This is a genomic window from Paenibacillus sp. MDV22-iso6 (assembly GCF_058408365.1).
In genome coordinates this window covers 84,017-105,806 of sequence record NZ_JBZVDZ010000009.1, presented here as the reverse complement: position 1 = coordinate 105,806, position 21,790 = coordinate 84,017, and the positions used below count along the sequence as shown (strand labels likewise).

The following is a 21,790-nucleotide window of genomic DNA, read 5'->3' as shown; positions in this document are numbered from 1 at the left end:
ATTGAAAATAAATTCACATTCAGCGGATATGACGACTGCGAAATTTATCCGTAAAGCTATACAAGTACCGGACGCGCAGGCGAAAGTTGCTGCTCATGTCAGTTCGGGTGCAATAGAAAAAGTAACACTTGAGCAAGCACATGGTCGAACGCTTGCTGATACAATTCATGCTCCCCATCCTTACCCATTCTTTCGTCGTTCCGGAATGGATGGGTTCGCGATTCTAAGTTCGGATACGATTGAAGCATCCAGCGAACAGCAGATTTGGCTCCGTATCATTGATGAAATTCCTTGCGGGTATACATCGGATCTTACAATTACATCTGGTACAGCTGCTAGAATCATGACAGGAGCTCAGGTGCCGGAAGGTGCAGATGCAGTTGTTATGATGGAGATGACTGAAAGTAAAGAAGAGCATGGGGAACAATGGATTGCCCTGAAGCGCCAGATTCAGCCGGAGGCCAACATTACGCCAATTGGATTGGAAGTTCATGAGGGGCAATTGCTGCTTGAGGCAGGAACGATCATTCAGGCAGGTGAACAATCCGTGCTGGCAACATTCGGCGTAGGCCAAGTGCCTGTATACAAACGCCCCAAGGTAGCCATTTTTGCAACAGGTACAGAACTGTTGGAAGTGGACGAGCCGTTGCAACCCGGGCGTATTCGGAACAGTAACAGCTATATGCTTCGTTCTCTGGTCGTTGAAGCGGGGGGCGAGCCGGTTATGTATGGTTCGATTGCAGATGATGTGGATACGGCACGTACGAAGCTTGCAGAAGCGCTTGAACATAATGATATGGTGGTCACAACAGGTGGGGTATCCGTAGGAGATTATGATATTATGGGTGACCTGGTTCGGGAAGGGAATATGGAGATGCTGTTTAACAAAGTGACTATGCGTCCCGGCAGTGTTACGACGGCTGCTGTGGTTAATGACAAGCTGCTATTTGCGCTTTCTGGCAATCCGGGGGCTTGTTTTGTCGGCTTTGGATTGTTTGTTCGGCCAACGATTCGTACGATGCAGGCTGATGCTCATCCATATTTGGAGGAATGGACAGCCATATTGGATGATGACTATACAAAAGTCAACAATTTCACGCGCTTTGTACGCGGACGGACAGAGGTACGTAACGGAATGGTGTATGCTAAACCTTCTGCCTCGCGTGTGGACGAATCCAGTGTTATGATCACCATTAAAGATAGCGATTGCCTAATCGTTGTTCCGCCCGAGAAAAAAGGCATTCCTGCTGGTGAACAGGTTCGAATTCTCAGACTTCCCACAGGTCATGTCAGGTAGGTCATACATGTCTGAAACAAGCAGCACTTCACCATATATCATGCAGATTGTTGGATATAAGAACACAGGCAAAAGCACCTTAATTGCTGCACTTACCCGATGCCTTACCTTTGCTGGACGAAGAGTGGCTGTAATAAAACATGATGGACATGATCATTTTGAGATGGATCACGAAGGAACCGATTCCTACAGCTTTGCTCAAGCAGGGGCCGATGCAGTCGTTGTCATGTCGGAGAAACGTACTGCACTCATTGAAAGACAAGCGATTCCGTTGGAAGACATGATAAAATATCTGTCAGCGTACGACTGGATTCTCATTGAGGGATACAAACAAGCGCCATACCCCAAATTGGTCATGGTCCGTGAAGAGAAAGACCTCTCTCTATTAGAGACGTTACAGGATGTGGTCGGGGTTGTTTCATGGCTGACGCATGACAAGAGTGAATGTATGGAGGAAAGAGAGGGCCTCGTGTGGCATTCTGTCCATGAAACACAGGATATAGCAAGATGGCTGGTTTCGTTTGAGGGTCATGAAGAGAAAAGAAAATTATGACGAAATAATTATTATGTAAACTTGATGATATGAAATGTAAGGAAAAGAGTATGTTTTCATTAATTTTGCGAAGAAATAAATATAAAGAAGCGATCCTCGCAGGACATTCTCCTGAAAGAATCGCTTTTTTTAAGTTACCTTGTAAAGAATCTAACGAATCTAAACGAATCGAATGAATCGGCTTGCTGAGGTGTATAAATAGGCTACATCCCATCGTCTGTGCGACGTTCAATTGCTTCAGACATCGTTTTATCCGTGAGATGCGCGTAAATTTCGGTTGTTTCCGTAGAAGCATGTCCAAGCTGTTCTTTTGTTTTATAGATATCATTTTGCAAATAATAGTCGGTCGCAAAAGAATGACGCAATTTATGCACAGTCAGATACGGCTTCCCGAATTGTTTGGCGTACTTCATGATCATGGCCTGTATGGCCCGTTTGGTCATCCGACTTCCTTCGGAATCTCCATTGCGAAGAGCGATAAACAACCCTTTTTCCCGTTTGGGTGTGCGGTAACGTGACTGGCGCAGATTGATATAAGTTGCGAGTTCATCCTTGGCTTGTTCTCTAAAATACACGGGCGTCTTAAATGTCTCATCATTATTACCTTTGCGATATACATACAGCAGCTTATTGTTGAGATCCAGATCATCCACGTTCAGGTTCACCACTTCAGATACACGCAAACCCGAATTCAGAATGAGGCTGGCGATACAGGCATCCCGTTCTTTGTTTAGCTCATGTGAGTAAATCGCCTGTTTGTTCTTTTCCATATCCACGGCATATCCTTCAAGGATGTATCCGATAAACTCCAGTAACTCTTCTTCTTCCAGAAGTTTACCCTTTAGTTTGGCTGCTGTATCTTTGGGTTTATGGGTACGTTTGATCTCAATTTTCGCCATAATGTTTCGTTTCAGCAGGGGATAGAAATCTTCGTCTTCTGCAATCTGACTTAAATAATGAAAGAGCGAACGCAGAGAAGAAAGTTTACGGGAAACCGTGATTCTGGAGTTGGCTCCTTCACGCTTGGTGGCCAAAAATAATCGATATGATGTCACTGATTCCATTCGAAGGACTTCCAGTTCAAGCAATGTAACTTCCTTATTAGAGCTTGCCTCGGATAATCCTTCTGCGCGTAACCAGCCAAAGAAGGCTTCATAATCTCTTAAATATTCAAGCAAAGTAGAAGGAGATAAGTCGGGTAATTTATAGTCAATGAATTGCTGAACGAACCAAGGCATGGAAGGCAGTTTGTCATCCAGCTTGCGTCGGTCAATCTCTTTTTGCACATTGGTCAAGTTCGGCACCCCCATGATAAAATAATTTCTAAAGTATGCTATATCCTATTTTACCATATTTAAATCGTCACAGCCTGTTCTCCGAACCGGAATAAGCAGATTCATGCTTCCTTGCCCTTGGCGGTGTAAAGCTTTAAAGTATGAGTTATAAGTAGAGCAGAGGAGGTGAACCGGATGAATATAAAAATAGAGCTGGTTCCCCGGGAACGCAGTCAGGTGATTCGGCACTTAATGCAATTTTATCTATATGATTTTACAAAATATCTGAATATTGATGTGGATGGTAACGGTGTTTTCCCGGAGTATCCCGGATTGGACGCTTTTTGGTCAGAGGAAGACCGTAAGTTTCCTTTTTTGATTACGAGTGATGAGGCACCCGCCGGGTTTGCATTAGTAGAACGTTGCGAACCAGGCAGCAAAGATAATGACTATTATTTGACCGAGTTTTTTGTAATGCAGAAATACCGGCGTAGTGGAGTGGGTACCGGGGCAGCTTATGAGCTGTTTGAACGTTTTCCGGGAAGGTGGAAAGTAACCCAGGTTCGCAACAATGTCATTGCTCAAGCATTCTGGCGGAAAATCATAGGGGAATACACGGGAGGCCGCTTTCGTGAGAAATTTCATCCTGAACTGGGGAACCCGAGTCAGTTCTTCGTAACCTGATTCAACGGATGTATCTGTGTTGGGGGAAATAAAGTAAGATGAACAAGTGGGTGTAATACCCAACATAAGGGTAATACATACCGAAGACTAATTTGTACTATATGTACTTTCATTATCTGTAACCAAATTCACGAAGCTTGGAGGAAATGATCCATGGAACTGCGTAATTACGGAAACACTGGCATGAAAGTAAGTACACTTGGGTTTGGTGGGGCGGAGATCGGCAAGAACGTATCCAAAGCAGATGTAGAAACATTGCTTAACAGTGCGTTGGATGCAGGGTTAAACGTCATTGACACGGCTGAATGTTATGGGGATAGTGAAGAGTTAATTGGAGATGTGCTGTCACATCGCAGAGACGATTATTATTTGTTTACCAAATGTGGACATGCCGCTGGGGTAGATGGCCCAGATTGGGACGCCAAAGTATTAGAGCAAACGATTGACCGTAGCCTTAGAAGACTAAAAACGGAATACGTTGATGTAATTCACCTTCATAGTTGCTCTGAAGAAGTACTTCGGCAAGGAGCAGTCATAGAAGTGCTGCAACGAGCCAAGGAAGCTGGGAAAACAAGGTTTATTGGATATAGCGGCGATACGACGGATGCCCTTTATGCGATTCAGACAGGCGTGTTCGACAGCTTGGAAACCTCGCTGAACATTGCCGATCAGGAAGCCATCGATCTGACGTTGCCTGAAGCGAGAAAGAGAAATATGGGGGTTATTGCCAAACGGCCCATTGCCAATGCGGCATGGACGTATGACTCGCTTCCGGAAGAAGCATATGCCTTTGTATATTGGAAACGTTTGAGCGAACTTGGGTATGGTTTTCTGGGCAAAGATGCACAAGCAGCCGTTGAAACCGCATTACGTTTTACGCTCAGTACAGAAGGGGTAGACACGGCGATTGTGGGTACAGCAAAACCTAACCGTTGGCAGCAAAATGCCGATCTTGTCGCCAAGGGAGCTCTGAGTAAGGAGTTATATGGCGAGATTAGAGAACGTTGGAAAGAAATAGCGGGAACTGACTGGACTGGACGAACTTGATTCTTTCAGCTATAAAAATAGCGTGATTATCCTAAAGTCGCCTCAAAGGCGGCTTTTTTTATTCGCAACAACCTTATATTTTCATTATATGAAAAATTCACAACAATAAAAGCGAACTGGCTATCTCCATAGGGAGGGGGTGCTTCCGCCATATTTCCATCCAAGAATTAAGGGGGAATTTAAACGTGTATCTTCAAATGTTAACTCACGGCACCTTATCTTCGCACAGTATATTATTATTTCAACATATGAAAAATTCACAATAGAAAAATCAATTTACGCTCCCCTGTACATACCTGCATCTCCATTACACCATCTCACCAGCTCGTTATAACGAACTTCCTTATCCTCGGCTTCATGTCAACACTGATTTGCAATTAATATTGCCAGATGATTTCGAGGATAAATGGCATGGCTAAAATAAAATGCAAAACAAATCTACGGATAAGCAGAAAGAAATCCCTACGCGAGGCTGTGCGCCCTGCATAGGGTTTTGGTTGGCTCATATGTTTAGAGCGATTTATAGTCACGAATAATGACATCTATGACATGCTTTCCCCAATTCGAGGCTTCCGAGCCTGGTTCATTCCAATGGTAGGAGATGAGTGCTTTCCACAAAGCCCAGCCACGGGCACGATTAACCGTATCTTGGTCAACATTCATGGAGCTTAAGAATATATCACGACTTACATCATCAAAAAAGTTCCATGCCATCACAAGATCACTAGAAGGATCGCCCGCGCCCGTAGTTCCAAAATCAATGACTCCGCATAGTCGTCCATCTTGCACGAGCAGATTACCTACCGCAACATCACCATGGAGCCATAACGGTGCCGCTTGATATTTCGTTGCCAGGGCAAGCTCCCATATTTCAGTCATAAGCTTTGGATCGTATTCGCCGGATACCTTTCCAATGACAGTCCTTGTATCTGTATCGTAAACCGCTAAGTTCCCGCCGCGATGAAAATTTTGAATGCCTGCGGGTATGCCGTAACTAGCATCAATGGCTTCGAGTTCTCTCAGAAATTTAGCGAGGTCTTCTGCAAAAACGCTTAGGTCGATTACGTTGGTATGCGTGACGGTCTCGCCTGCGATCCATTGGTTGATCGACCAGGGAAGGGGATAGTCGTCCGAAGGTTCACCTTTTGCAATGGGAGCTGGAATGGGCAAGGACAGAAGAGGCTTGAAAACTGGAAGCCACGTCAGTTCTTTTTCTACAGCAGAGGCGTAACGTTCATGACTGGGTAAACGAATTGTCATTTCGTCTCCCAATCGATAGGTGCGGTTATCGTGCCCGCTTTTTTCTACGGGTGTTATCGTTAAGCCTCTCCATTTCGGAAATTGACTATCGACTAATTGACGAACCAGTTCAATCGTAATTTCAATCATGTTCTCGCCTCATTTTCTATTAAATGGATGGGTTCTAACGTTAGTACATAAATTTTAACAATTTGTCTTGATCTTATCAAAGGGAGAAAATCGTCTAAAACCAAATGAGGAGGGCAGACCCGGAAAAACCCTTATATTTAGCGATTTTTTAGTTGGTAGAAGCCCTGTTATGAGTAGAATATCATAGGTTTTTATCCCTTGACATAAAATGTCATTATAAAGATAATAATTGTAACTTTGGAAGAGGGAGGAGAAATCAAAACCGAATTTAGGTTTGATTTGAATGCATATGTAAGCGTAATAATTTCGGTTGTACCTCACACAATTATCACTTTAAAGGAGTGTAGTCATGTACGATAAAATTGTAGATATTTTGTGCGCTATCAAAGAAGACCAACCGGAACTACGCCAATCCCTATCCCCAGCAACGGAACTGAATAACGATATTGGTCTCGATTCTCTGCAAATGATCCAGTTTATGCTCAAAGTCGAGGATCAGTTAAACGTAATCATTGACTATGACGAATTCGATTACGAGCATCTCCAATCGATCGACACATTTATAACCTTTCTGAAAAGCTGCCAGTCTCAAGAGCAATCATTGTACGAAGATGTCCAGAAGTGAGGCCGGGGTAATTCCAACGATCGTTTTGGGGACGTTTGATCCCGAAACGCGGTGGAGGGATCCGGACTTAGCCAAGCTACCTGCTATGCCTGATAAGGACAGGGAATCCATTGTCCTGTGTATGGACGAGCTGTTATTTCCATTTTGTGGGCCTGACGATATCCTCTACACCCGCTGCAAAATTGATCCAAAGCTGTACGAGTATCTGAACGGGTTAGGTTTTTCCTTTCATAGCCGTTACCACTTTGATTTGAACGATGAACAGAGTTCCTTACCCGAACCGGACGTTTTTAAGCAGTGCATGTTCAGTCTTGCTTCAGACGATCAACAGCGTGAAGCGATGTTGACCCACAACGTAAAACAGCTCTCTCCTTATGCCATTACGGCTGATACGGAGGAGTACCTGCGTGCCGAAGGGTCGTTGGGGTCTTTGCCCGACCTTGAGACGGTTAAGTATGTAAATTCCAAATTTTACTCCAACCGACTGCTGACCAGGATCGGGGAAAAGTGTTATGGCACAGAAGTGAACAATGTAGTAGAAGTACAGGCTGTCGGAAATACGTTACTGAAGCGAGGGGCGTATTTGCTGAAAGATCCATTCGGTGTTTCCGGCAAGGGCAATATGCTCATTGAAAATGAAGCCATGCAGCGAAGGATAGCAGAGCATCTGGATAAGCAGGAGAGAAGAGGATTGCGCTCGCAATTCCTGTTGGAACCACTGCTGAGAAAAGAGATCGATTTCAGCTCACATTGGTTCATTCATAAGAGCGGTGAGAGGGATTTCCTTTCGGTTCAGCGTATGCTGAATCAGCAGCAGAATTACGGCGGGTCTATTAGAGCAGATGAGGCTTTGCTCCTTCTGCTGGAGCACGCAGGTTATTTTGATACGATGGAAAAGGCACTTCGGATATTATTCGAGGACGGATACCACGGCTTCGTGTGTTTCGACTCCATGATTTTGGAAGGCGGCGATATCGTACCCATTGTCGAGATTAACGCACGCAAGTCCATGGGTCTCATTAATGCATATCTCGATAAAGGCTGGGAAACGTACGGCCATAGCGGCCTGCTTACCTTTCTGTCTCTCGGTCTACCTGAAGGCTTTACGTTTGGAAGTTTGCTGGACGCTTTGCATGTATCCGGTCTTCTATTCAAAGGGAAAGGTGAGTACGGAATTATGCCTATTTCATCTAACACCGTAATGGTGAATGATATTCTGACCTCTCGGCGTATATCCGAGGGAATCCAGAGCCATCGGGGTATGCCGAAGGGACGATTGTATATCTCGGTCGTGGGCCGTGATGACGAACATCGTAATGAACTGATCATAAGTCTGAGGCAGGTACTCGCTGACTTGTCGATTAAAGTGTACAACTAAATTCTGGAATGCGGAGGCTGCGCATGAATTCATCTTCGGTTACCCTGCTTGCGTCGGGCAATTCGCTTGGTGCATACATTCCGGCTATGCATCTAAACACGTACCTGCAAGATAGAGGTGTTAGAACGGACGTTCACGTTCTGGAGAACCTGTATCATGAAGAAATCAGGTGCAAGATTAATTCCACCAAAAAAGCATTTCATGCCGATTTCTCCGTTGCCCTTATGGGGCATAAACTGGCCAAGCCTGTAGACTCTTCCCTGAATGAAGCGGAAGTCCAGTTCCTGTTGGACTCATGGATACGTGATGGGGTATCTCATTTTGCTGTGTTTACCGGTTTTTGGCTTCCGATCCTGGAGAGGTACAAAGCCATTGCGCACACGCCTTTGGATATTCAACTGATCCGCTTGGACGTGTGCGATACGCCATCGTTTAAGGTACACAAGTCCTTGTATCCGTACTACGAGAACGTTTGGCTTTACGAGCCTTCAAGGTTGTCTCCAGACTTCTATATTGCCTCAGATGAAAAGGAGCTTCTGGCTTATGCACAGCGTGACGGGCGCATTCTGATCCATGGCGGCGGCTGGGGGATAGGAACATACGCGTCAACGATTGCAGAGCTTCGTCAATTTGGTTATTTGCTGGATGTGATCGTCTACGATCCTTCCGAGGTGGAGGAGGACGATGGGAGCACACGCTACTTCGGAACAGAGGTTTCATGGAATCCGTGGAGTCGGGATGCCCAGGGGCGGCATTCGTTTCCACCAATGAACCGATATGTGCGTGAAGAGGGCATTCTTCGGGCAATTCCGCTCCGTGATTACTCTGCTTACACGGATCTGATGCGCAATTGCGCTGCCATTATCAGCAAGCCCGGAGGAGCGACACTGAACGATTCGTTGTCCTACGGAATACCTTTTGTCATGTTAGAGCCGTTTGGTGACCATGAGCTTCAGAATTCAAAGTATTGGGAATCCTGTGGTTTCGGTATCCGATTTGCGGAATGGAAAGCCCTAGATTACTCGGAACAACATCTCGAAGAAATGTACGAACGTTTACTGGAGCAGCGATCAAAAATCAATCATTTGGGGAGGAAAACGCATGCAGCCGAAAACAGCAGTTACGTTTGATAAGCTGACATTCCAAAATATGAAAAGAACCCTCGTTCCACTCGCGGAAACGGGAAGGAAACGCCGGGAGGACCCGACGTATGCTGCACCCGTGCCTTATGAGATCGGAATCAAGCTTAATAACGGCTGTAACCTGCGCTGCAAGCATTGCTTTGAATGGAATCCAGATGGCTTCCATCACGGCTTTGCCAGTGAAGTGAAGAGAGACGAAATCGAGATTCCCGTCGTGGAGAAACTGCTCGCCGAAACGAGAGAACGCAAATCACGTGTGTTCCTGTGGGGCGGAGAACCGCTATTTTACTCTAAGTTCGATGAACTGGCAGAACTGCTGGCTAAGGAAGACCGGCATACGACCATTTGCACAAACGCGATTCTCATTGAACAAAAGCTGGATTCCATTTTGAAAATGTCTAAAAATTTAGTCATGCTGGTCAGCCTGGAAGGATTCGAGAAGGAGAATGACGCGATTCGGGGTAAAGGCACTTTCAAAAAAGTGATTCACGCCATACAGCTGCTGTTGGATCTGCAAAAGCAGGGCTTGTACAAAGGCAAAGTGTCCGTAGCCCTGACAGTAAATGACCAGATGGTCGATCAGCTGTATAGCTTGATGGAATTCTTTGAAGAGCTGGGCGTTGATTCCGTGTACTTCTGCTTCCCATGGTACATCCCTTCCGATACGGCGGAAAAAATGGACACCTACTTTGATGCACACTTTCCACACCTTGCTTCCCGCTTTGCGAGTGACCACAAGAATAGCTGGCACTCTTTCACGTTTCACATCTCACCGGACCGTTTCGACACATTAATCGAGGAATTTAAACGAGTCAATTCACGAGTGTGGAATGTACGTATCCGCTATCAGCCTGCGCTGGAGCCCGAAGAGGTAGAAGGTTTTATTCGAGGTAGCGAAAAGCCAGCCATGAATCGGACCAAGTGTTTCTCGATCTCGAACCGGATGGACGTGATGCCAGACGGTAAGGTCAATCCATGCAAATTTTTTCCGGAATTCAGTGTCGGTAATTTATACGAAGAAAGTGTGGCCGATATTTTCCACGGTGAGGATCTGCGAAAACAACGCGAGATTCTGGCCTGCGGTCTGACACCGATTTGCTCCAAATGCGTGCTTCTGTATAACAACGGAGTTTAATCGCTTTAACTTTAGCCGCCAATAAGGGAAAACATGCAATCATTCAGGAGGAGCGGGGATGGACTTTATCCGTGTACGGGAACTGCACAAATCGTTCATATATTACCGGAAAGAAGCAGGACTCAAACATTCACTGAAAAACTTATTTGCTCGTAAATCACTTGTGAAGGAAGCGGTTAAATCCGTTTCCTTCGATATCGGCCCCGGAGAGTGCGTTGGATTTCTGGGTCCGAACGGAGCAGGTAAAACCACAACGCTCAAAATGTTGTCGGGCATTCTATATCCCACAAGCGGAGAAGCCGACGTACTTGGCTTTGTACCTTGGGAGCGAAAGAACGAATTCAAACGACTGTTCTCCATTGTAATGGGTCAGAAAAATCAACTTTGGTGGGACCTTCCTGCGAGCGATTCGATTTATTTGAACAAATGTATATATGACGTCGAGGATGATCTCTATCGTCGAAGTCTTGCCGAACTATCAGAGATGCTTGATGTGCAAGACTTGCTGGATGTACAGGTTCGCATGCTGTCCTTGGGTGAACGTATGAAAATGGAGCTAATCGCCGCTCTGATCCACCGACCAAAGCTGCTGTATCTTGACGAGCCAACGATCGGCCTGGATTTCCCCTCTCAGAAGAGGGTGCGGGAATTTCTGAAATACTATAATGAGCAGTTTGGCGCCACGATTCTGCTGACGAGCCATTACATGAAGGACGTGGAGGACCTGTGCAAACGGACAATCATTATTAACGAAGGAAGTCTTCTGTATGACGGAGATCTTCATAAGATTAATGATCTGTTTGGCGAGCACAAAATTGTAAAGTTGCAGTTCTCGGAACCGGTTGCCGAGCAGCGGCTGGCCAAATTCGGAAAAATGATCAGCGCAGACGACTACAGCGTTGTTCTGGAACTGCCCAAACACCGTCTAAAAGAAGTGTCGCGTGCTATGCTCGATTCGTTTCCAATCGTTGACTGGACGATTGAGGATGTGCCGATCGAGGAGAGTATATCGATGCTCTACCAAAAGGAATCCGTCGGATGAATGGACGCAAATTGTATACGGCTGTATTTTCGATGGGTGTGCAGCAATCGATGGAATACCGATTTCACTTCTTTCTCGGTCTTCTCGGAGCCGCGTTTCCGATTCTTGTCCAGTATTTTATATGGACAGCGGTGTACCAACATTCCGGCGAAACGGCGCTATTCTCGTATTCATATAATCAAATTATTTTGTATACGATCTTGGCGGGCTTGGTTTCCAAGCTGATCGCTACCCAGTTCGAGCACCAGATTGTCGATGACATCAAGAACGGCGGTCTCAACAAGTATTTGATCAAACCGGTTAGTTACTTCGGATATCGACTAGTATCCTTTTTCGGACAGAAGGCGATCTATTACGGCGTTACAGCTGTGCTGCTTGTCGGGATTATCTGGATATCATCTGCCGGTGGTGTGCTTGAGTTCCAGGTCATACGGCTAATCTTGTTCGTCGTTACGTTGTCGGGGGCGCTATTGCTCAATTTTTTAATTTCCTACTGCATCTGTGCAAGTGCTTTTTATCTAAATGAAATCTCTTATTTTTTCGTCATTACGAGTCTGCTCGTGAACATTCTGAGCGGAGGTATGTTTCCGTTGGAGATTTTCGGGGATTCGATAGTGGAGGCACTTCAGTACACGCCGTTTCCGTATACCATTTATTTTCCGGTCAATGTGCTCAGCGGCAAAACGGAAGTGGCGGCGATGTATCAAGGATTGCTCATCCAGTTGGGGTGGATACTCCTGTTCTTATGGCTATCCCGTCTAACGTGGCGCATATCCATGAAGAAATATTCAGCGGTTGGGGGGTAGCGGAGATTCCATATGTTTAGAGCCATGAGAAAATACGCACATTTGTATGGCATGTTCATCAAAAATTGTCTCATTGCCCAGATGGAGTTTCGAGGCAATTTCATGATGAGCCTGCTGGTGGAATCCGTCTACCTGCTCGCCAAACTGTTATATGTACTCGTCGTGTTCCGCACCGATCTTCACGTCGACGGCATACCGCCAGAAGGGCTGCTACTATTTATAGGCATGCACACCGTAGTGACAGGAATATATGTCGGGCTGTTTTTCACCAATTTTACGAAAATTCCGGAATATATTAAGGACGGCTCACTTGATCTAATGTTAACGAAGCCGGTTTCTCTTCAATTCATGGCTTCTTTGCGTTATGTCGATCTGGCCCTGCCAATCCCTGATATTTTAGTTGGTTTCGTCATGGTTGGTATTGGCTGGCATGCTATGGACATACCCCTGACGTTTCTCCAGCTAGCCGGGTTTATGCTGCTGTTATTCGTGTCCGTTATCATCACATACTGTCTAATGATTATCCCTGCATTGCTGTCATTTCGGTTCGTTCAGACGGGTTCTGCATCGGAGATCGCCCATTCCGCCTGGGATGCCAACAATTTTCCAATGGCAATATACCCAACTTGGGTCCGGCGGATTGGTACCTTTGTCATTCCGCTGTTCCTGATTACCAATTTCGGGCCGATGTTCCTGCTAGGACAGCTCAGCTGGCTCTATACAGGACTGGCATTGGTCGCTTCGCTTATACTCTTCACAGTTATACGTTTGCTCTGGAAACAGGCTGTAAAGGGATATAGTAGTGCAAGCAGTTAAGGGGGAGAAAGAATGAATGCTGTTCAGCTGCCCGTGTTAAATCCGCCGCTTAAAGGATTTCTGAGGTGGGCTTACACGCTTTCGATTACCAGTGCACATGAGGAAACAATTCCTTGGTATTACAGCAATTTCATTCAGTTGTCCTGCAAGAAAACCTTTCTGGATGATGGCAGACAGTTTTATATCGACTTTTTCCGGGGCCAACCCAACGAACTGAATTTCAATAATCCATTTCTACTCACATGCTCTGTGAATTATACAATTCTGGAGCATTTGGCGCTGGACGCCTGGCCCCAATTTTTCGCGGATCAGATTCGTAGCGGCTATTATTGCATCGTGTTTTTGGACGAAGCGAAGCTACCACCAGCGGCGGCCTATCAGCAGGAACCGTTTCCGCATCATCTTTTTCTGTACGGTTTTGATTGGGACAAACGCATTTTTGATGCTTCCATGTTCGACCATACGGGAGTTTACCGCAATGTACAGATTCCGTTCACGGAATTCCTTGATGCTATCCATTCCATGAGACATCTGCTCAGAGAGGGACTCACCGCGGATCATCACACTTATTTTTACAAATACGAGCCGCATTCTCCTTATCCTTTCGATAGAATCGTAGCACTCGACCAACTGCATGATTACCTGAACGGTGAGACTCATCTGAATCGCATTAATTACATTCCTGATGACGAACAGGCTTTCGGAATTGACGTCTACGACTATTTGCAAATGTACTATGATGCGGTAGAGAGCAACGATCCTCGTCTCGGTGACCGTAACGATGTGAGGCATCTTCATGTGCTCTGGGAGCACAAAAAAATGATGAGTGAACGGATTGCCTATTTGATCGATGAGGGGATAATCCCTTACGACGAAGAACTTGTGAATGGTTATCAGGATATAACCACCAGGGGAATGAAGCTAAGGGATCAATACATCCGTCATGAAATGCGTGAAGACAAAGCAGTGTTTGCGAAGGTAAGACTCCGGTTGGAGCAATTCCGCAAGGAAGAGCCTGTTCTGCTGCAAAGACTGATCTCGTTGCTCGAAAAGTAAATAAAGAAGGCTATTCCTCGGGGAGGAACAGCCTTCTTTATTTATATTCATGGACTACACGTTAGCCTTATTATGATTCTTTATGACTTATTCAAACTTGAAATCATCATCCGTCAGAGGTTCTACATTCAGAGTACGAATATACCCATTGCCTTTTTTAGAGAAAAAGTCGTGCTGTTTGGTATGTGTACTGATTCCATTTAACACAATCGGGTTAACTTCCTCGTCTTCAAATAATGGCTCAAAACCGAGGTTCATCATGGCTTTGTTAGCATTATAACGAAGGAAGGTTTCCACTTCTTCGGTCAAATGAATAGGTGTATATAATTCCTCCGTATATTGCAACTCATTTTGATGAAGAAGCTGTACTAGATCAACCAAACCTTGATACACATCGTTCCGCTGCGTTTCATCAAAGCTTGCGTATATTTCCTGGGCCAACACCCCCACATATACACCGTGAATACTTTCATCCCGCAGAATCAGATCAATGATCTCACCACTGCATGTAAGTTTGCCTTGTCCGGCTAAATAGAGTGGATAGAAAAATCCACTGTAGAACAAATAACTTTCCAAAAGAACGGATGCAGCCATTGCCATATACAGATCTTTTGAAGTTTCAATATTCATGTAATACTGACGTATAATCGTCGCTTTGGTTTGCAGATATGGATTTTCTTCCACCCATTTAAATACACTGTCAATTTCTTCGGTTGATGCCAATGTGGTGAAAATACTACTGTATGATTTCGCATGAATTTGTTCCATCATCGCCATAAAACTAAGTACGGCTTTGCGTTGCAGTCCATCGACATGCTCCATAATCTGCGGCATACCTACACCACCCTGGATCGTATCCAGAAGGGTTAAGCCGCCCAAGACTTTCATATAAGCGTCTTTTTCTATATCACTGAGCATGCCCCAGGTCATTTTATCATCGGATAAAGGAATCTCATCATCGGTCCAAAATTGCATAATATTCTGATTCCAGAACATCAGTGTGAAATCATCATCCGCTCGATTCCAGTTCACAGCTTGAATTGCCGGCATGGTATATCAAACTCCAATCGTAATACCCTAAAGGGAAATTATTTATATTGAACAAGCAATGCATTCTTCCATCGTCAGCTTGTTGGTTCTTGTATAATACAGAGATTTCAACCCTTTATGAGCAGCATACAGGTAGCAGCGAGCCAACTCCCGCGTGGATACATCACTGTTTACATGCAGAATGGTTGAGATGCCTTGATCCACATGCGGCTGAATCTCCGCAATCAAATCAATTACCTTGAATTGATCCATTTGATACGCTGACTTGTAATAGAAGACATTATCCTTTTGCAAATAGGGCATTGGATAATACGTGGTTGAATTGGCATAGGTCCGTGTCTCAATTTGTTCCACGATGGGCATTACACTGGATGTTGCGTTTTGGATATAAGAGATGCTGGCCGTTGGAGCAATAGCCATGCGATAGGCATGATAGAGACCATTTGTCATCACTTTAGACTTAAGCAGGTTCCAATCTTCAGGAGACGGAACAGCAATGGCGTTAAACAATTCTTGTACTTTCGATGTGGTGGGACGGTAATCCGTAGTCACATAACGATCAAAATATACCCCAGTCGCATAGTCCGATTGCTCGAATCCATAGAACCGTTGACCCGTTTGCTCTGCAAACTCCATACTTTTCTCCAGAGAATGATAATTCATGGTCATAAAGAAGGTACGTACAAAATCCTTGGCCTCCGAGCTCTCATAAGCAATCCTGTTTTTGGCTAAGTAACCGTGCAGATTCATGGCACCCAAGCCAACGGAATGCATTTCGGAATTGGCTTTTGCCACACCGGGAGCATTGGCTACATGTGTCATGTCGCTGACGGAGGTTAGTGCGATCATTCCCTCATGAACGGATTCCTTGATCTTGCCACTCTCCATAACATTAACAATATTGAGGGAGGCCAGGTTGCAGCTGATATCTTTGCGAATAATATCCGGTTGACCATAGTCTGTAATTTCAGAAGTTTCTTGGAGCTGGAAGATCTCTGTGCAAAGGTTCGACATTTTGACTTGTCCTACGTTTTTCAAGGCATGTGCTTGATTGGCATTGGTTTTATTAATGATGTAGGGATAACCGGATTCAAGTTGAGTCATCGCTATTTTGGTCAGCATATCCCGTGCGCTGAGCGATTTTTTCTTCTTCACGCGGTCGTCAGCCAGCAAGGTATCATACATCACGTCCAGATCCATATCATCCAAATGTGTTCCATACGCCTTGTAGACACTATAAGGTGCGAAGAGGTACAGGGGCTCATTATCTTGAGCCAGCTTATAGAAACGATTAGGGACAATAAGTCCGATAGAGAGAGTTTTCAGCCGGATTTTCTCATCCGCATTAATCTTTTTGCTATCCAGCAGTTCCATAACGTCCCAACCGAAAATATTATAGTATGCTGCACCAGACCCCTTACGTTGACCCATCTGATCAGCGTAGGAGAAGCCGTCTTCCATCAGCTTGAGAACAGGCGTGATGCCTTTAGCAGCACCTTCAACCCCTTTAATGACTTCACCACGAGCACGCAACTTCGACAGGTTGACAGCCACTCCACCACCGATTTTGGATAACTGCATACAAGTGTTTAGTACATAGTTTATGGAGTTCAGTGAATCATCCATTTCAAGCAGGAAGCAAGAAACCAGTTCACCGCGCCGACTTTTTCCCGCATTTAGAAAAGTAGGGGTTGCCGGTTGAAGACGCTGTTCCATCATAGAACGAGACAGCAAACAAGCCGTATCAAAGTGTCCTTGACCCAGATGAAGTGCTACGGCTGCTACTCGATCCGCATATTGCTCAAGGTATGTTTTGCGGTCATACGTTCTCAATGCATAATCAGTATAGAATTTAGAAGCTGCCATATAGGAAGGAAAGGTATATTGATAGCCACGCGTAATTTCAAATACGGTTCTAACTTGGTCAGCTGTATAGGAAGCATAGAAATCCTCGTAATAATCATGTTCAATCATGAATTTGACTTGATCATCAATGTTGGCAAACGCCATACTTCTATCTTTGATTTCTTTCATAAACTCCTCTACAGCCTCTTTATCCTTATGTAACTGGAAGAAGCCATCAGAGTCGCGCTTTAGCAGCATGTTATTTAATTCAATATGACGCAATGCGGCTCACCTCCTGTTCAAAATACTCCACATCTCTCTTGGAGCCCGATAATTCAAATTTACTAATAACCGGGACGTTATAAGATGCAGATATTAAATCTGCACTTTTGGCAAAACGCTCACCCCAGTTACGGTTACCGCTGGCGGCCACGCCAATCAGGTATGCAGAGTTTTTTTGCAAAAAAGAAGACACCTTATCAGGTATCTGTCCAAAACCTGTTGTATATGTCACAAGTACGTACGGTTCATCAATCGTCATTTGATTCTGAATCTGAACAGCCGGCAGTTGAAGCTTGGAAATAAACCTCTTAACATTCCCGGTTATAGAATCATACACAATTAGCACTATCATATCCTCCTTGACAAATGAAAGGTGATCAAAAACAAACACTATATATAGATCTATTTCTTAATTTTATATCAATATATAGCTTTGTCAAATGCTTATCGGTATCAATTTTGTGAAAAACCGGATGAATGGGCTCTATTACTAGGTTTAAAAAATTTGTGGCTTAGTAGATATCCATATTCGAAGACACGATATTTGGTGCATGAGAGAATTATGATTGACATTGAGAATTGTTATCATTTAGAATTTTGAAGAAGATTCGAAAAGAGGGATGCGCTATGATGACACATTTACAACAAAATCACCCAGAGGGTGAAGGACAGACAGCAGCAGATCTCGCATGGTATGGATTAAAGAACGTATTCAAGGATTCGGTCGACAAGGCCTATCGTTTGGTATACGAAGAAACACCAGATCATGTCATTCTTGTTGCTGCAAATCGTCACGGCAAAATCGTCATTGATGGCATACCGCATCCGTTCGTTCCAAATAGTGCCCATTTAGTATTACCAGGCCAACGGGTCGAGACCGTTTATTTAACGGATGGAGAGCAGATCATATACCGGATTCATATCGGCATCATTCCATATGAAGGACAGAAGGTGTCCTCTGAGCATTTGTTGACGGAGCTTGGTAGGTCAATCACGTTTCCAGATGCACAGGTGCAGCAACTTTGCGAAAAAATCGTCTGTTACTGGCATACCGGTGATTCAACAGATCGTTTCGCAAGCCAAGCAGGTTTCCAGGACCTGCTGCATCTTCTGTTCAAGAAGCAGAACCAACACGAGAACGCACTCGAGAGAGCACGGAAATACATGCTGCATCACTATCAGGATACAATCACAGTCGAGAACCTGGCCGATGAAGCGGGCATGAGCCGCTATTATTTCATGAGATCATTCAAAGAGAAGTTCGGTCAGAGTTCGATGGACTATCTGGCAGAGATTCGCACCAACGAGGCCAAACGTCTGATGGAAGCAGGACAACCACTGAAGGACATTGCTCTGTTGGCAGGTTTCAAGGACCAACACTATTTCAGCAGCCAATTCAAAAAGCAGGTGGGATTACCGCCTCGTACATATATTGCGAACAGGAAATGCAAAACAGCCGCGTACAGCTGGCCCAATATCGGGCATTTGCTGACCCTACAAATCATCCCCTTCGCAGCGCCCATTGATCAGTTTTGGACAGATGATTACCGTCGGAAATATCGTTATGATGTCAAGGTAGCACTCAGCCACGACTATGATTTCAACCTCAAAGCATTGATGCGGGCCAGGCCAGACCGGATTGTTGCATTGGACGAGATGATCCCCGAAGAGGAGAAAGAGAAGCTGCGGCACATCGCACCGGTGTTGTTTCTAAGTTGGCACGGAGAGGATTGGCGGCAACATCTGCGGCGAACAGCCCGTTTTTTGGATCGGGAGAATGAAAGTGAAAGATGGCTTCTTCGATATGAGGAAAAGGTGGAAACGGTTCTTCATTATATTCCTCATTCGTTTCAGCAAGGTAAGCTAATCGCATTAAGTGTGTCTCCCCGGGGCATTCAGATCTGGGGTAGAAGAGCAGGAACCGTATTTTATGACGATTTGAAGATTGCCGCGGCTTCGGGTGTGGATCAGATCGAATTTACCAGATACGTGAAAGCCGAACAGCTTGCTGCATTCGATGCGGACGTCATCATCGTGAGTGTTATGAAGGACCATCATTCCCAGATGGTGTGGGAGAGGCTTCAACATGCGGAAAGCTGGAAACAGCTGCATGCCGTACGAAACCGACAAGTCTTTCTGACACAGGGAGGACATTGGTTAAGCGAACCGATCCTGGAACATACAGCCAATCGGCATGAACTTCTGCTTCAGGAAGTAAACTTGCTATTTAGTGCCCGGTAATGGGCGAAAGTAGACATCTTCTTCTATTTTCTTCGCTGAGGAACATCTGTATAATCATCATGTGATAATCATTCTCAATACAGAAATGCGGAGGGGAACTCATGTCTCATACAGAAAATAATGATCTCTTTAGAAGAGATCGTTCAAAAAAGGCTACACATGGAAGGAAACGCGGATTTGCAGGATTGATGCTCCTGCTATTGGTTCTTTCACTTATGGTTGTTGCCTGCGGAAATAAAACAAATACAGCAGGGGAGCAAGCCACAACAGAAACGACCAAGACAAACGCAAGCGCAGCGACTCAAACTGCCGAAGAGCCTCAGACTCAGGTCATCGAACATGCCATGGGCAAAACGGAAGTTCCGCTGCATCCAAAACGTGTTGCCGTATTTGGTCTAGAGGATCTTACATTGTCCCTGGGTGTACCGATGGTCTATGCATACGACTTTGATGGCTACTACTTGGATGACCAGCTCAAAGCACTGAACATCCCACTCGCTGGAAATGCGGATTTCAATCCGAATCTGGAAGCCATCTTGGCAACCCAGCCCGATCTTATCGTGGTTCAGCGAAACGCCATTGATGACAAAGCGTATGAGGAACTGAGCAAGATTGCGCCAACCATTGCCTATTCACCGGATGATTGGGAGAAAACCATTGTGGAAATAGGCAAGGCAACGGGCTTGGAAGATAAAGCACAGGAGGTGCTTCAGGCGAACACCGACAAACTGAAACAGGCCAAGGAAGATATCATTTCGGCTGTGGGCCCGGACAAAACAGTTGTCTTCATGCGTCCATCGGACAAGGATCTGCAGGTGTTCTTTCCGAGCTTCGCTCCACTTATCTACACTGAATTGGGGTTAAATCCAGACGAAAGCGTTGCAGCATTCCAGAAGGATACTAAGGACGATTGGGGAGTCACTACATCTCTAGAGAAGCTGCCTTCTATTGGAGCTGATTATGTGTTTGCCATCTACGGAGGATCGATTAGCACGGAAGAAGAGTTCAATGAGAACAGTGCCGTTGCAACGGAAGTCGAGAAACTTCATGTATGGAAAACGATGCCTGCTGTGAAGGACAACCATGTGTTCAAAGTGTCAGCCAGACATTGGATGATGTCCGGCCCAATTGCAGACGGCAAGGTGGCAGACGATGTGGTAGCAGCCGTCACCGGCAAGAAATAAGCCTGGACATAATCGTTCATACATTGTCTACAATTCAGAGATAGATTATTAAAGGCATGGCTCTATGGAGTCATGCCTTTTGAGTACGTTGAAGGTATGCTGATTACATCAAGTTCACTCACTGGCTTGAGGCTTTACAATGAGAAACTAAGAAAATAATCAGAATATCGCAAAGATTTGGAGGTAAGACATGAACGGGACCCTGCAGCAAAATAGAATATTGATTGTAGATGATGATGAACGGGTCCGAAGACTTCTTCGCATGTATTTGGAGAAAGAACAATTTATCGTTGAGGAGGCTTCGCTAGGCTGGCAAGCCCTTGGGCAGCTTCATCACGGTTCTTATGCCTTGATCATTCTCGATTGGATTCTTCCCGATATTAAGGGAATTGAAATATGCCATTATCTTAGGACCAACTTAAGCATACCCGTCATGTTTCTGACAGCCAAGTCAGAAGAAACTGATCGGCTTGAAGCTTTCAAAGCAGGGGCGGATGACTTTGTCATGAAACCATTCAGTCCGAGGGAGGTTGTGCTACGTATTAAAACTATGATGGCTCGTTATAACGGATTAATCGAACCTGCGCCAAAAGATCATTCAGCGAGCGAGGTGTTGATTTCCTCCATTCTAATCAATCCAACTTCCCGTAGAGTCACAGTAGGACAAGTGGAGATTCATATGACTCCCAAAGAATTTGATTTGCTTTATCATCTGGCGACACACTCGGAAATCGCATTCTCTAGGCAGGATTTGCTGAGAATTGTTTGGAAAGTGGAGCATGAGGAAGATCTGGATTATCGGACTGTAGATACCCATGTGAAACGGTTGCGTGACAAACTATCCGAGTATGTGCCGAATCGGGAAGATCTGATTCAAACCCTGTGGGGGTTCGGTTATATTCTTCGTTTGCCTCACTGATTCTTATCTTGCAGTTCAGGAGGAG

Annotated in this window: 19 protein-coding genes and 2 pseudogenes; 16 read left to right on the top strand and 5 right to left on the bottom strand. The window is 45.1% G+C overall.

Features of this window, described 5'->3' with window-relative positions:
• The first annotated feature begins 28 nt into the window (after positions 1–28).
• A complete protein-coding gene (locus AC4PM4_RS24165; protein ID WP_491614785.1) occupies positions 29–1,297 on the top strand; it encodes a molybdopterin molybdotransferase MoeA in 1,269 nt (422 codons plus the stop codon).
• A gap of 7 nt (positions 1,298–1,304) precedes the next feature.
• Positions 1,305–1,850 carry a molybdopterin-guanine dinucleotide biosynthesis protein B gene (gene mobB, locus AC4PM4_RS24160; protein ID WP_491614738.1) on the top strand — a complete coding sequence of 182 codons (546 nt, stop codon included), beginning with the start codon at positions 1,305–1,307 and terminating at the stop codon, positions 1,848–1,850.
• 203 nt (positions 1,851–2,053) lie between these two features.
• Here mobB and xerS read toward each other — a convergent pair whose 3' ends face one another.
• Complete coding sequence (xerS, locus tag AC4PM4_RS24155) at positions 2,054–3,160, bottom strand: tyrosine recombinase XerS (RefSeq protein ID WP_063562805.1); 1,107 nt, start codon at positions 3,158–3,160, stop codon at positions 2,054–2,056.
• A 159-nt stretch (positions 3,161–3,319) separates the two neighbouring features.
• Here xerS and AC4PM4_RS24150 point away from each other — a divergent pair, with 159 nt between their 5' ends.
• Together AC4PM4_RS24150 and AC4PM4_RS24145 are read left to right on the top strand one after the other, a co-directional pair.
• The gene (locus AC4PM4_RS24150; protein WP_269055940.1) at positions 3,320–3,808 is read left to right on the top strand and encodes a GNAT family N-acetyltransferase; all 489 of its coding nucleotides are present in this window, start codon (positions 3,320–3,322) and stop codon (positions 3,806–3,808) included.
• A gap of 153 nt (positions 3,809–3,961) precedes the next feature.
• Positions 3,962–4,855, top strand: a complete 894-nt coding sequence (locus tag AC4PM4_RS24145) for an aldo/keto reductase (RefSeq protein WP_491614737.1) — start codon at positions 3,962–3,964, stop codon at positions 4,853–4,855.
• A gap of 510 nt (positions 4,856–5,365) precedes the next feature.
• Here AC4PM4_RS24145 and AC4PM4_RS24140 read toward each other — a convergent pair.
• On the bottom strand, positions 5,366–6,244 hold the full coding sequence (locus tag AC4PM4_RS24140; protein WP_491614736.1) for an aminoglycoside phosphotransferase family protein: 879 nt from the start codon (positions 6,242–6,244) through the stop codon (positions 5,366–5,368).
• A 349-nt stretch (positions 6,245–6,593) separates the two neighbouring features.
• Between AC4PM4_RS24140 and AC4PM4_RS24135 the strand changes: the two genes are divergently transcribed.
• From AC4PM4_RS24135 to AC4PM4_RS24100, 8 genes are read left to right on the top strand one after another with little or no spacing between them, the layout of a single operon-like run.
• Complete coding sequence (locus tag AC4PM4_RS24135; protein WP_064637210.1) at positions 6,594–6,869, top strand: acyl carrier protein; 276 nt, start codon at positions 6,594–6,596, stop codon at positions 6,867–6,869.
• Entirely contained in the window at positions 6,856–8,247 is a 1,392-nt protein-coding gene (locus tag AC4PM4_RS24130) for a hypothetical protein (RefSeq protein ID WP_491614735.1), read from the top strand. The genes AC4PM4_RS24135 and AC4PM4_RS24130 overlap by 14 nt, the downstream gene beginning before the upstream one ends.
• 23 nt (positions 8,248–8,270) lie before the next feature.
• Entirely contained in the window at positions 8,271–9,377 is a 1,107-nt protein-coding gene (locus AC4PM4_RS24125) for a glycosyltransferase family protein (RefSeq protein ID WP_491614734.1), read from the top strand.
• Positions 9,349–10,524 carry a radical SAM protein gene (locus tag AC4PM4_RS24120; protein ID WP_063562798.1) on the top strand — a complete coding sequence of 392 codons (1,176 nt, stop codon included), beginning with the start codon at positions 9,349–9,351 and terminating at the stop codon, positions 10,522–10,524. Before AC4PM4_RS24125 ends, AC4PM4_RS24120 begins: the two co-directional genes overlap by 29 nt.
• A gap of 58 nt (positions 10,525–10,582) precedes the next feature.
• Positions 10,583–11,566 (top strand): ABC transporter ATP-binding protein, encoded by a 984-nt coding sequence (locus tag AC4PM4_RS24115; protein WP_491614733.1) that lies wholly within the window; start codon positions 10,583–10,585, stop codon positions 11,564–11,566.
• Positions 11,563–12,372 carry an ABC transporter permease gene (locus AC4PM4_RS24110; RefSeq protein ID WP_072733264.1) on the top strand — a complete coding sequence of 270 codons (810 nt, stop codon included), beginning with the start codon at positions 11,563–11,565 and terminating at the stop codon, positions 12,370–12,372. Before AC4PM4_RS24115 ends, AC4PM4_RS24110 begins: the two co-directional genes overlap by 4 nt.
• A 24-nt stretch (positions 12,373–12,396) precedes the next feature.
• Entirely contained in the window at positions 12,397–13,188 is a 792-nt protein-coding gene (locus AC4PM4_RS24105; protein ID WP_244192953.1) for an ABC transporter permease, read from the top strand.
• Positions 13,189–13,200: 12 nt separating this feature from the next.
• Complete coding sequence (locus AC4PM4_RS24100; RefSeq protein ID WP_491614732.1) at positions 13,201–14,244, top strand: hypothetical protein; 1,044 nt, start codon at positions 13,201–13,203, stop codon at positions 14,242–14,244.
• Positions 14,245–14,331: 87 nt separating this feature from the next.
• On the opposite strand, the gene nrdF is transcribed toward AC4PM4_RS24100, so the two are convergent.
• The 3 genes from nrdF to nrdI are packed head-to-tail and all read right to left on the bottom strand — an operon-like array spanning position 14,332 to position 17,767.
• Positions 14,332–15,294 (bottom strand): class 1b ribonucleoside-diphosphate reductase subunit beta, encoded by a 963-nt coding sequence (gene nrdF / locus AC4PM4_RS24095; RefSeq protein ID WP_491614731.1) that lies wholly within the window; start codon positions 15,292–15,294, stop codon positions 14,332–14,334.
• A 42-nt stretch (positions 15,295–15,336) separates the two neighbouring features.
• Positions 15,337–17,421 (bottom strand): class 1b ribonucleoside-diphosphate reductase subunit alpha, encoded by a 2,085-nt coding sequence (gene nrdE / locus AC4PM4_RS24090; RefSeq protein WP_491614730.1) that lies wholly within the window; start codon positions 17,419–17,421, stop codon positions 15,337–15,339.
• A complete protein-coding gene (gene nrdI, locus AC4PM4_RS24085) occupies positions 17,408–17,767 on the bottom strand; it encodes a class Ib ribonucleoside-diphosphate reductase assembly flavoprotein NrdI (RefSeq protein ID WP_063562791.1) in 360 nt (119 codons plus the stop codon). Before nrdI ends, nrdE begins: the two co-directional genes overlap by 14 nt.
• A 281-nt stretch (positions 17,768–18,048) precedes the next feature.
• Between nrdI and AC4PM4_RS24080 the strand changes: the two are divergent.
• The 4 genes and pseudogenes from AC4PM4_RS24080 to AC4PM4_RS24065 form a co-directional block, all read left to right on the top strand.
• Positions 18,049–18,810, top strand: a pseudogene (locus tag AC4PM4_RS24080) (helix-turn-helix domain-containing protein); the annotation flags it as partial.
• 84 nt (positions 18,811–18,894) lie between these two features.
• Positions 18,895–19,662 (top strand): annotated as a pseudogene (locus tag AC4PM4_RS24075) (ABC transporter substrate-binding protein); the annotation flags it as partial.
• Positions 19,663–19,763: 101 nt separating this feature from the next.
• Positions 19,764–20,846, top strand: coding sequence for an ABC transporter substrate-binding protein (locus AC4PM4_RS24070; protein ID WP_063562790.1), 1,083 nt, complete (start codon positions 19,764–19,766; stop codon positions 20,844–20,846).
• A gap of 190 nt (positions 20,847–21,036) precedes the next feature.
• Complete coding sequence (locus AC4PM4_RS24065; protein WP_063562789.1) at positions 21,037–21,765, top strand: response regulator transcription factor; 729 nt, start codon at positions 21,037–21,039, stop codon at positions 21,763–21,765.
• Positions 21,766–21,790: the final 25 nt, after the last annotated feature.

Excerpts from the sequence above, each read along its gene's own strand:
- AC4PM4_RS24165 (WP_491614785.1), top strand. The coding sequence starts at position 29 with ATGACGACTGCGAAATTTATCCGTAAAGCTATACAAGTACCGGACGCG.
- mobB (WP_491614738.1), top strand. The coding sequence starts at position 1,305 with ATGTCTGAAACAAGCAGCACTTCACCATATATCATGCAGATTGTTGGA.
- xerS (WP_063562805.1), bottom strand. The coding sequence starts at position 3,160 with ATGGGGGTGCCGAACTTGACCAATGTGCAAAAAGAGATTGACCGACGC.
- AC4PM4_RS24150 (WP_269055940.1), top strand. The coding sequence starts at position 3,320 with ATGAATATAAAAATAGAGCTGGTTCCCCGGGAACGCAGTCAGGTGATT.
- AC4PM4_RS24145 (WP_491614737.1), top strand. The coding sequence starts at position 3,962 with ATGGAACTGCGTAATTACGGAAACACTGGCATGAAAGTAAGTACACTT.
- AC4PM4_RS24140 (WP_491614736.1), bottom strand. The coding sequence starts at position 6,244 with ATGATTGAAATTACGATTGAACTGGTTCGTCAATTAGTCGATAGTCAA.
- AC4PM4_RS24135 (WP_064637210.1), top strand. The coding sequence starts at position 6,594 with ATGTACGATAAAATTGTAGATATTTTGTGCGCTATCAAAGAAGACCAA.
- AC4PM4_RS24130 (WP_491614735.1), top strand. The coding sequence starts at position 6,856 with ATGTCCAGAAGTGAGGCCGGGGTAATTCCAACGATCGTTTTGGGGACG.
- AC4PM4_RS24125 (WP_491614734.1), top strand. The coding sequence starts at position 8,271 with ATGAATTCATCTTCGGTTACCCTGCTTGCGTCGGGCAATTCGCTTGGT.
- AC4PM4_RS24120 (WP_063562798.1), top strand. The coding sequence starts at position 9,349 with ATGCAGCCGAAAACAGCAGTTACGTTTGATAAGCTGACATTCCAAAAT.
- AC4PM4_RS24115 (WP_491614733.1), top strand. The coding sequence starts at position 10,583 with ATGGACTTTATCCGTGTACGGGAACTGCACAAATCGTTCATATATTAC.
- AC4PM4_RS24110 (WP_072733264.1), top strand. The coding sequence starts at position 11,563 with ATGAATGGACGCAAATTGTATACGGCTGTATTTTCGATGGGTGTGCAG.
- AC4PM4_RS24105 (WP_244192953.1), top strand. The coding sequence starts at position 12,397 with ATGAGAAAATACGCACATTTGTATGGCATGTTCATCAAAAATTGTCTC.
- AC4PM4_RS24100 (WP_491614732.1), top strand. The coding sequence starts at position 13,201 with ATGAATGCTGTTCAGCTGCCCGTGTTAAATCCGCCGCTTAAAGGATTT.
- nrdF (WP_491614731.1), bottom strand. The coding sequence starts at position 15,294 with ATGCCGGCAATTCAAGCTGTGAACTGGAATCGAGCGGATGATGATTTC.
- AC4PM4_RS24070 (WP_063562790.1), top strand. The coding sequence starts at position 19,764 with ATGTCTCATACAGAAAATAATGATCTCTTTAGAAGAGATCGTTCAAAA.
- AC4PM4_RS24065 (WP_063562789.1), top strand. The coding sequence starts at position 21,037 with ATGAACGGGACCCTGCAGCAAAATAGAATATTGATTGTAGATGATGAT.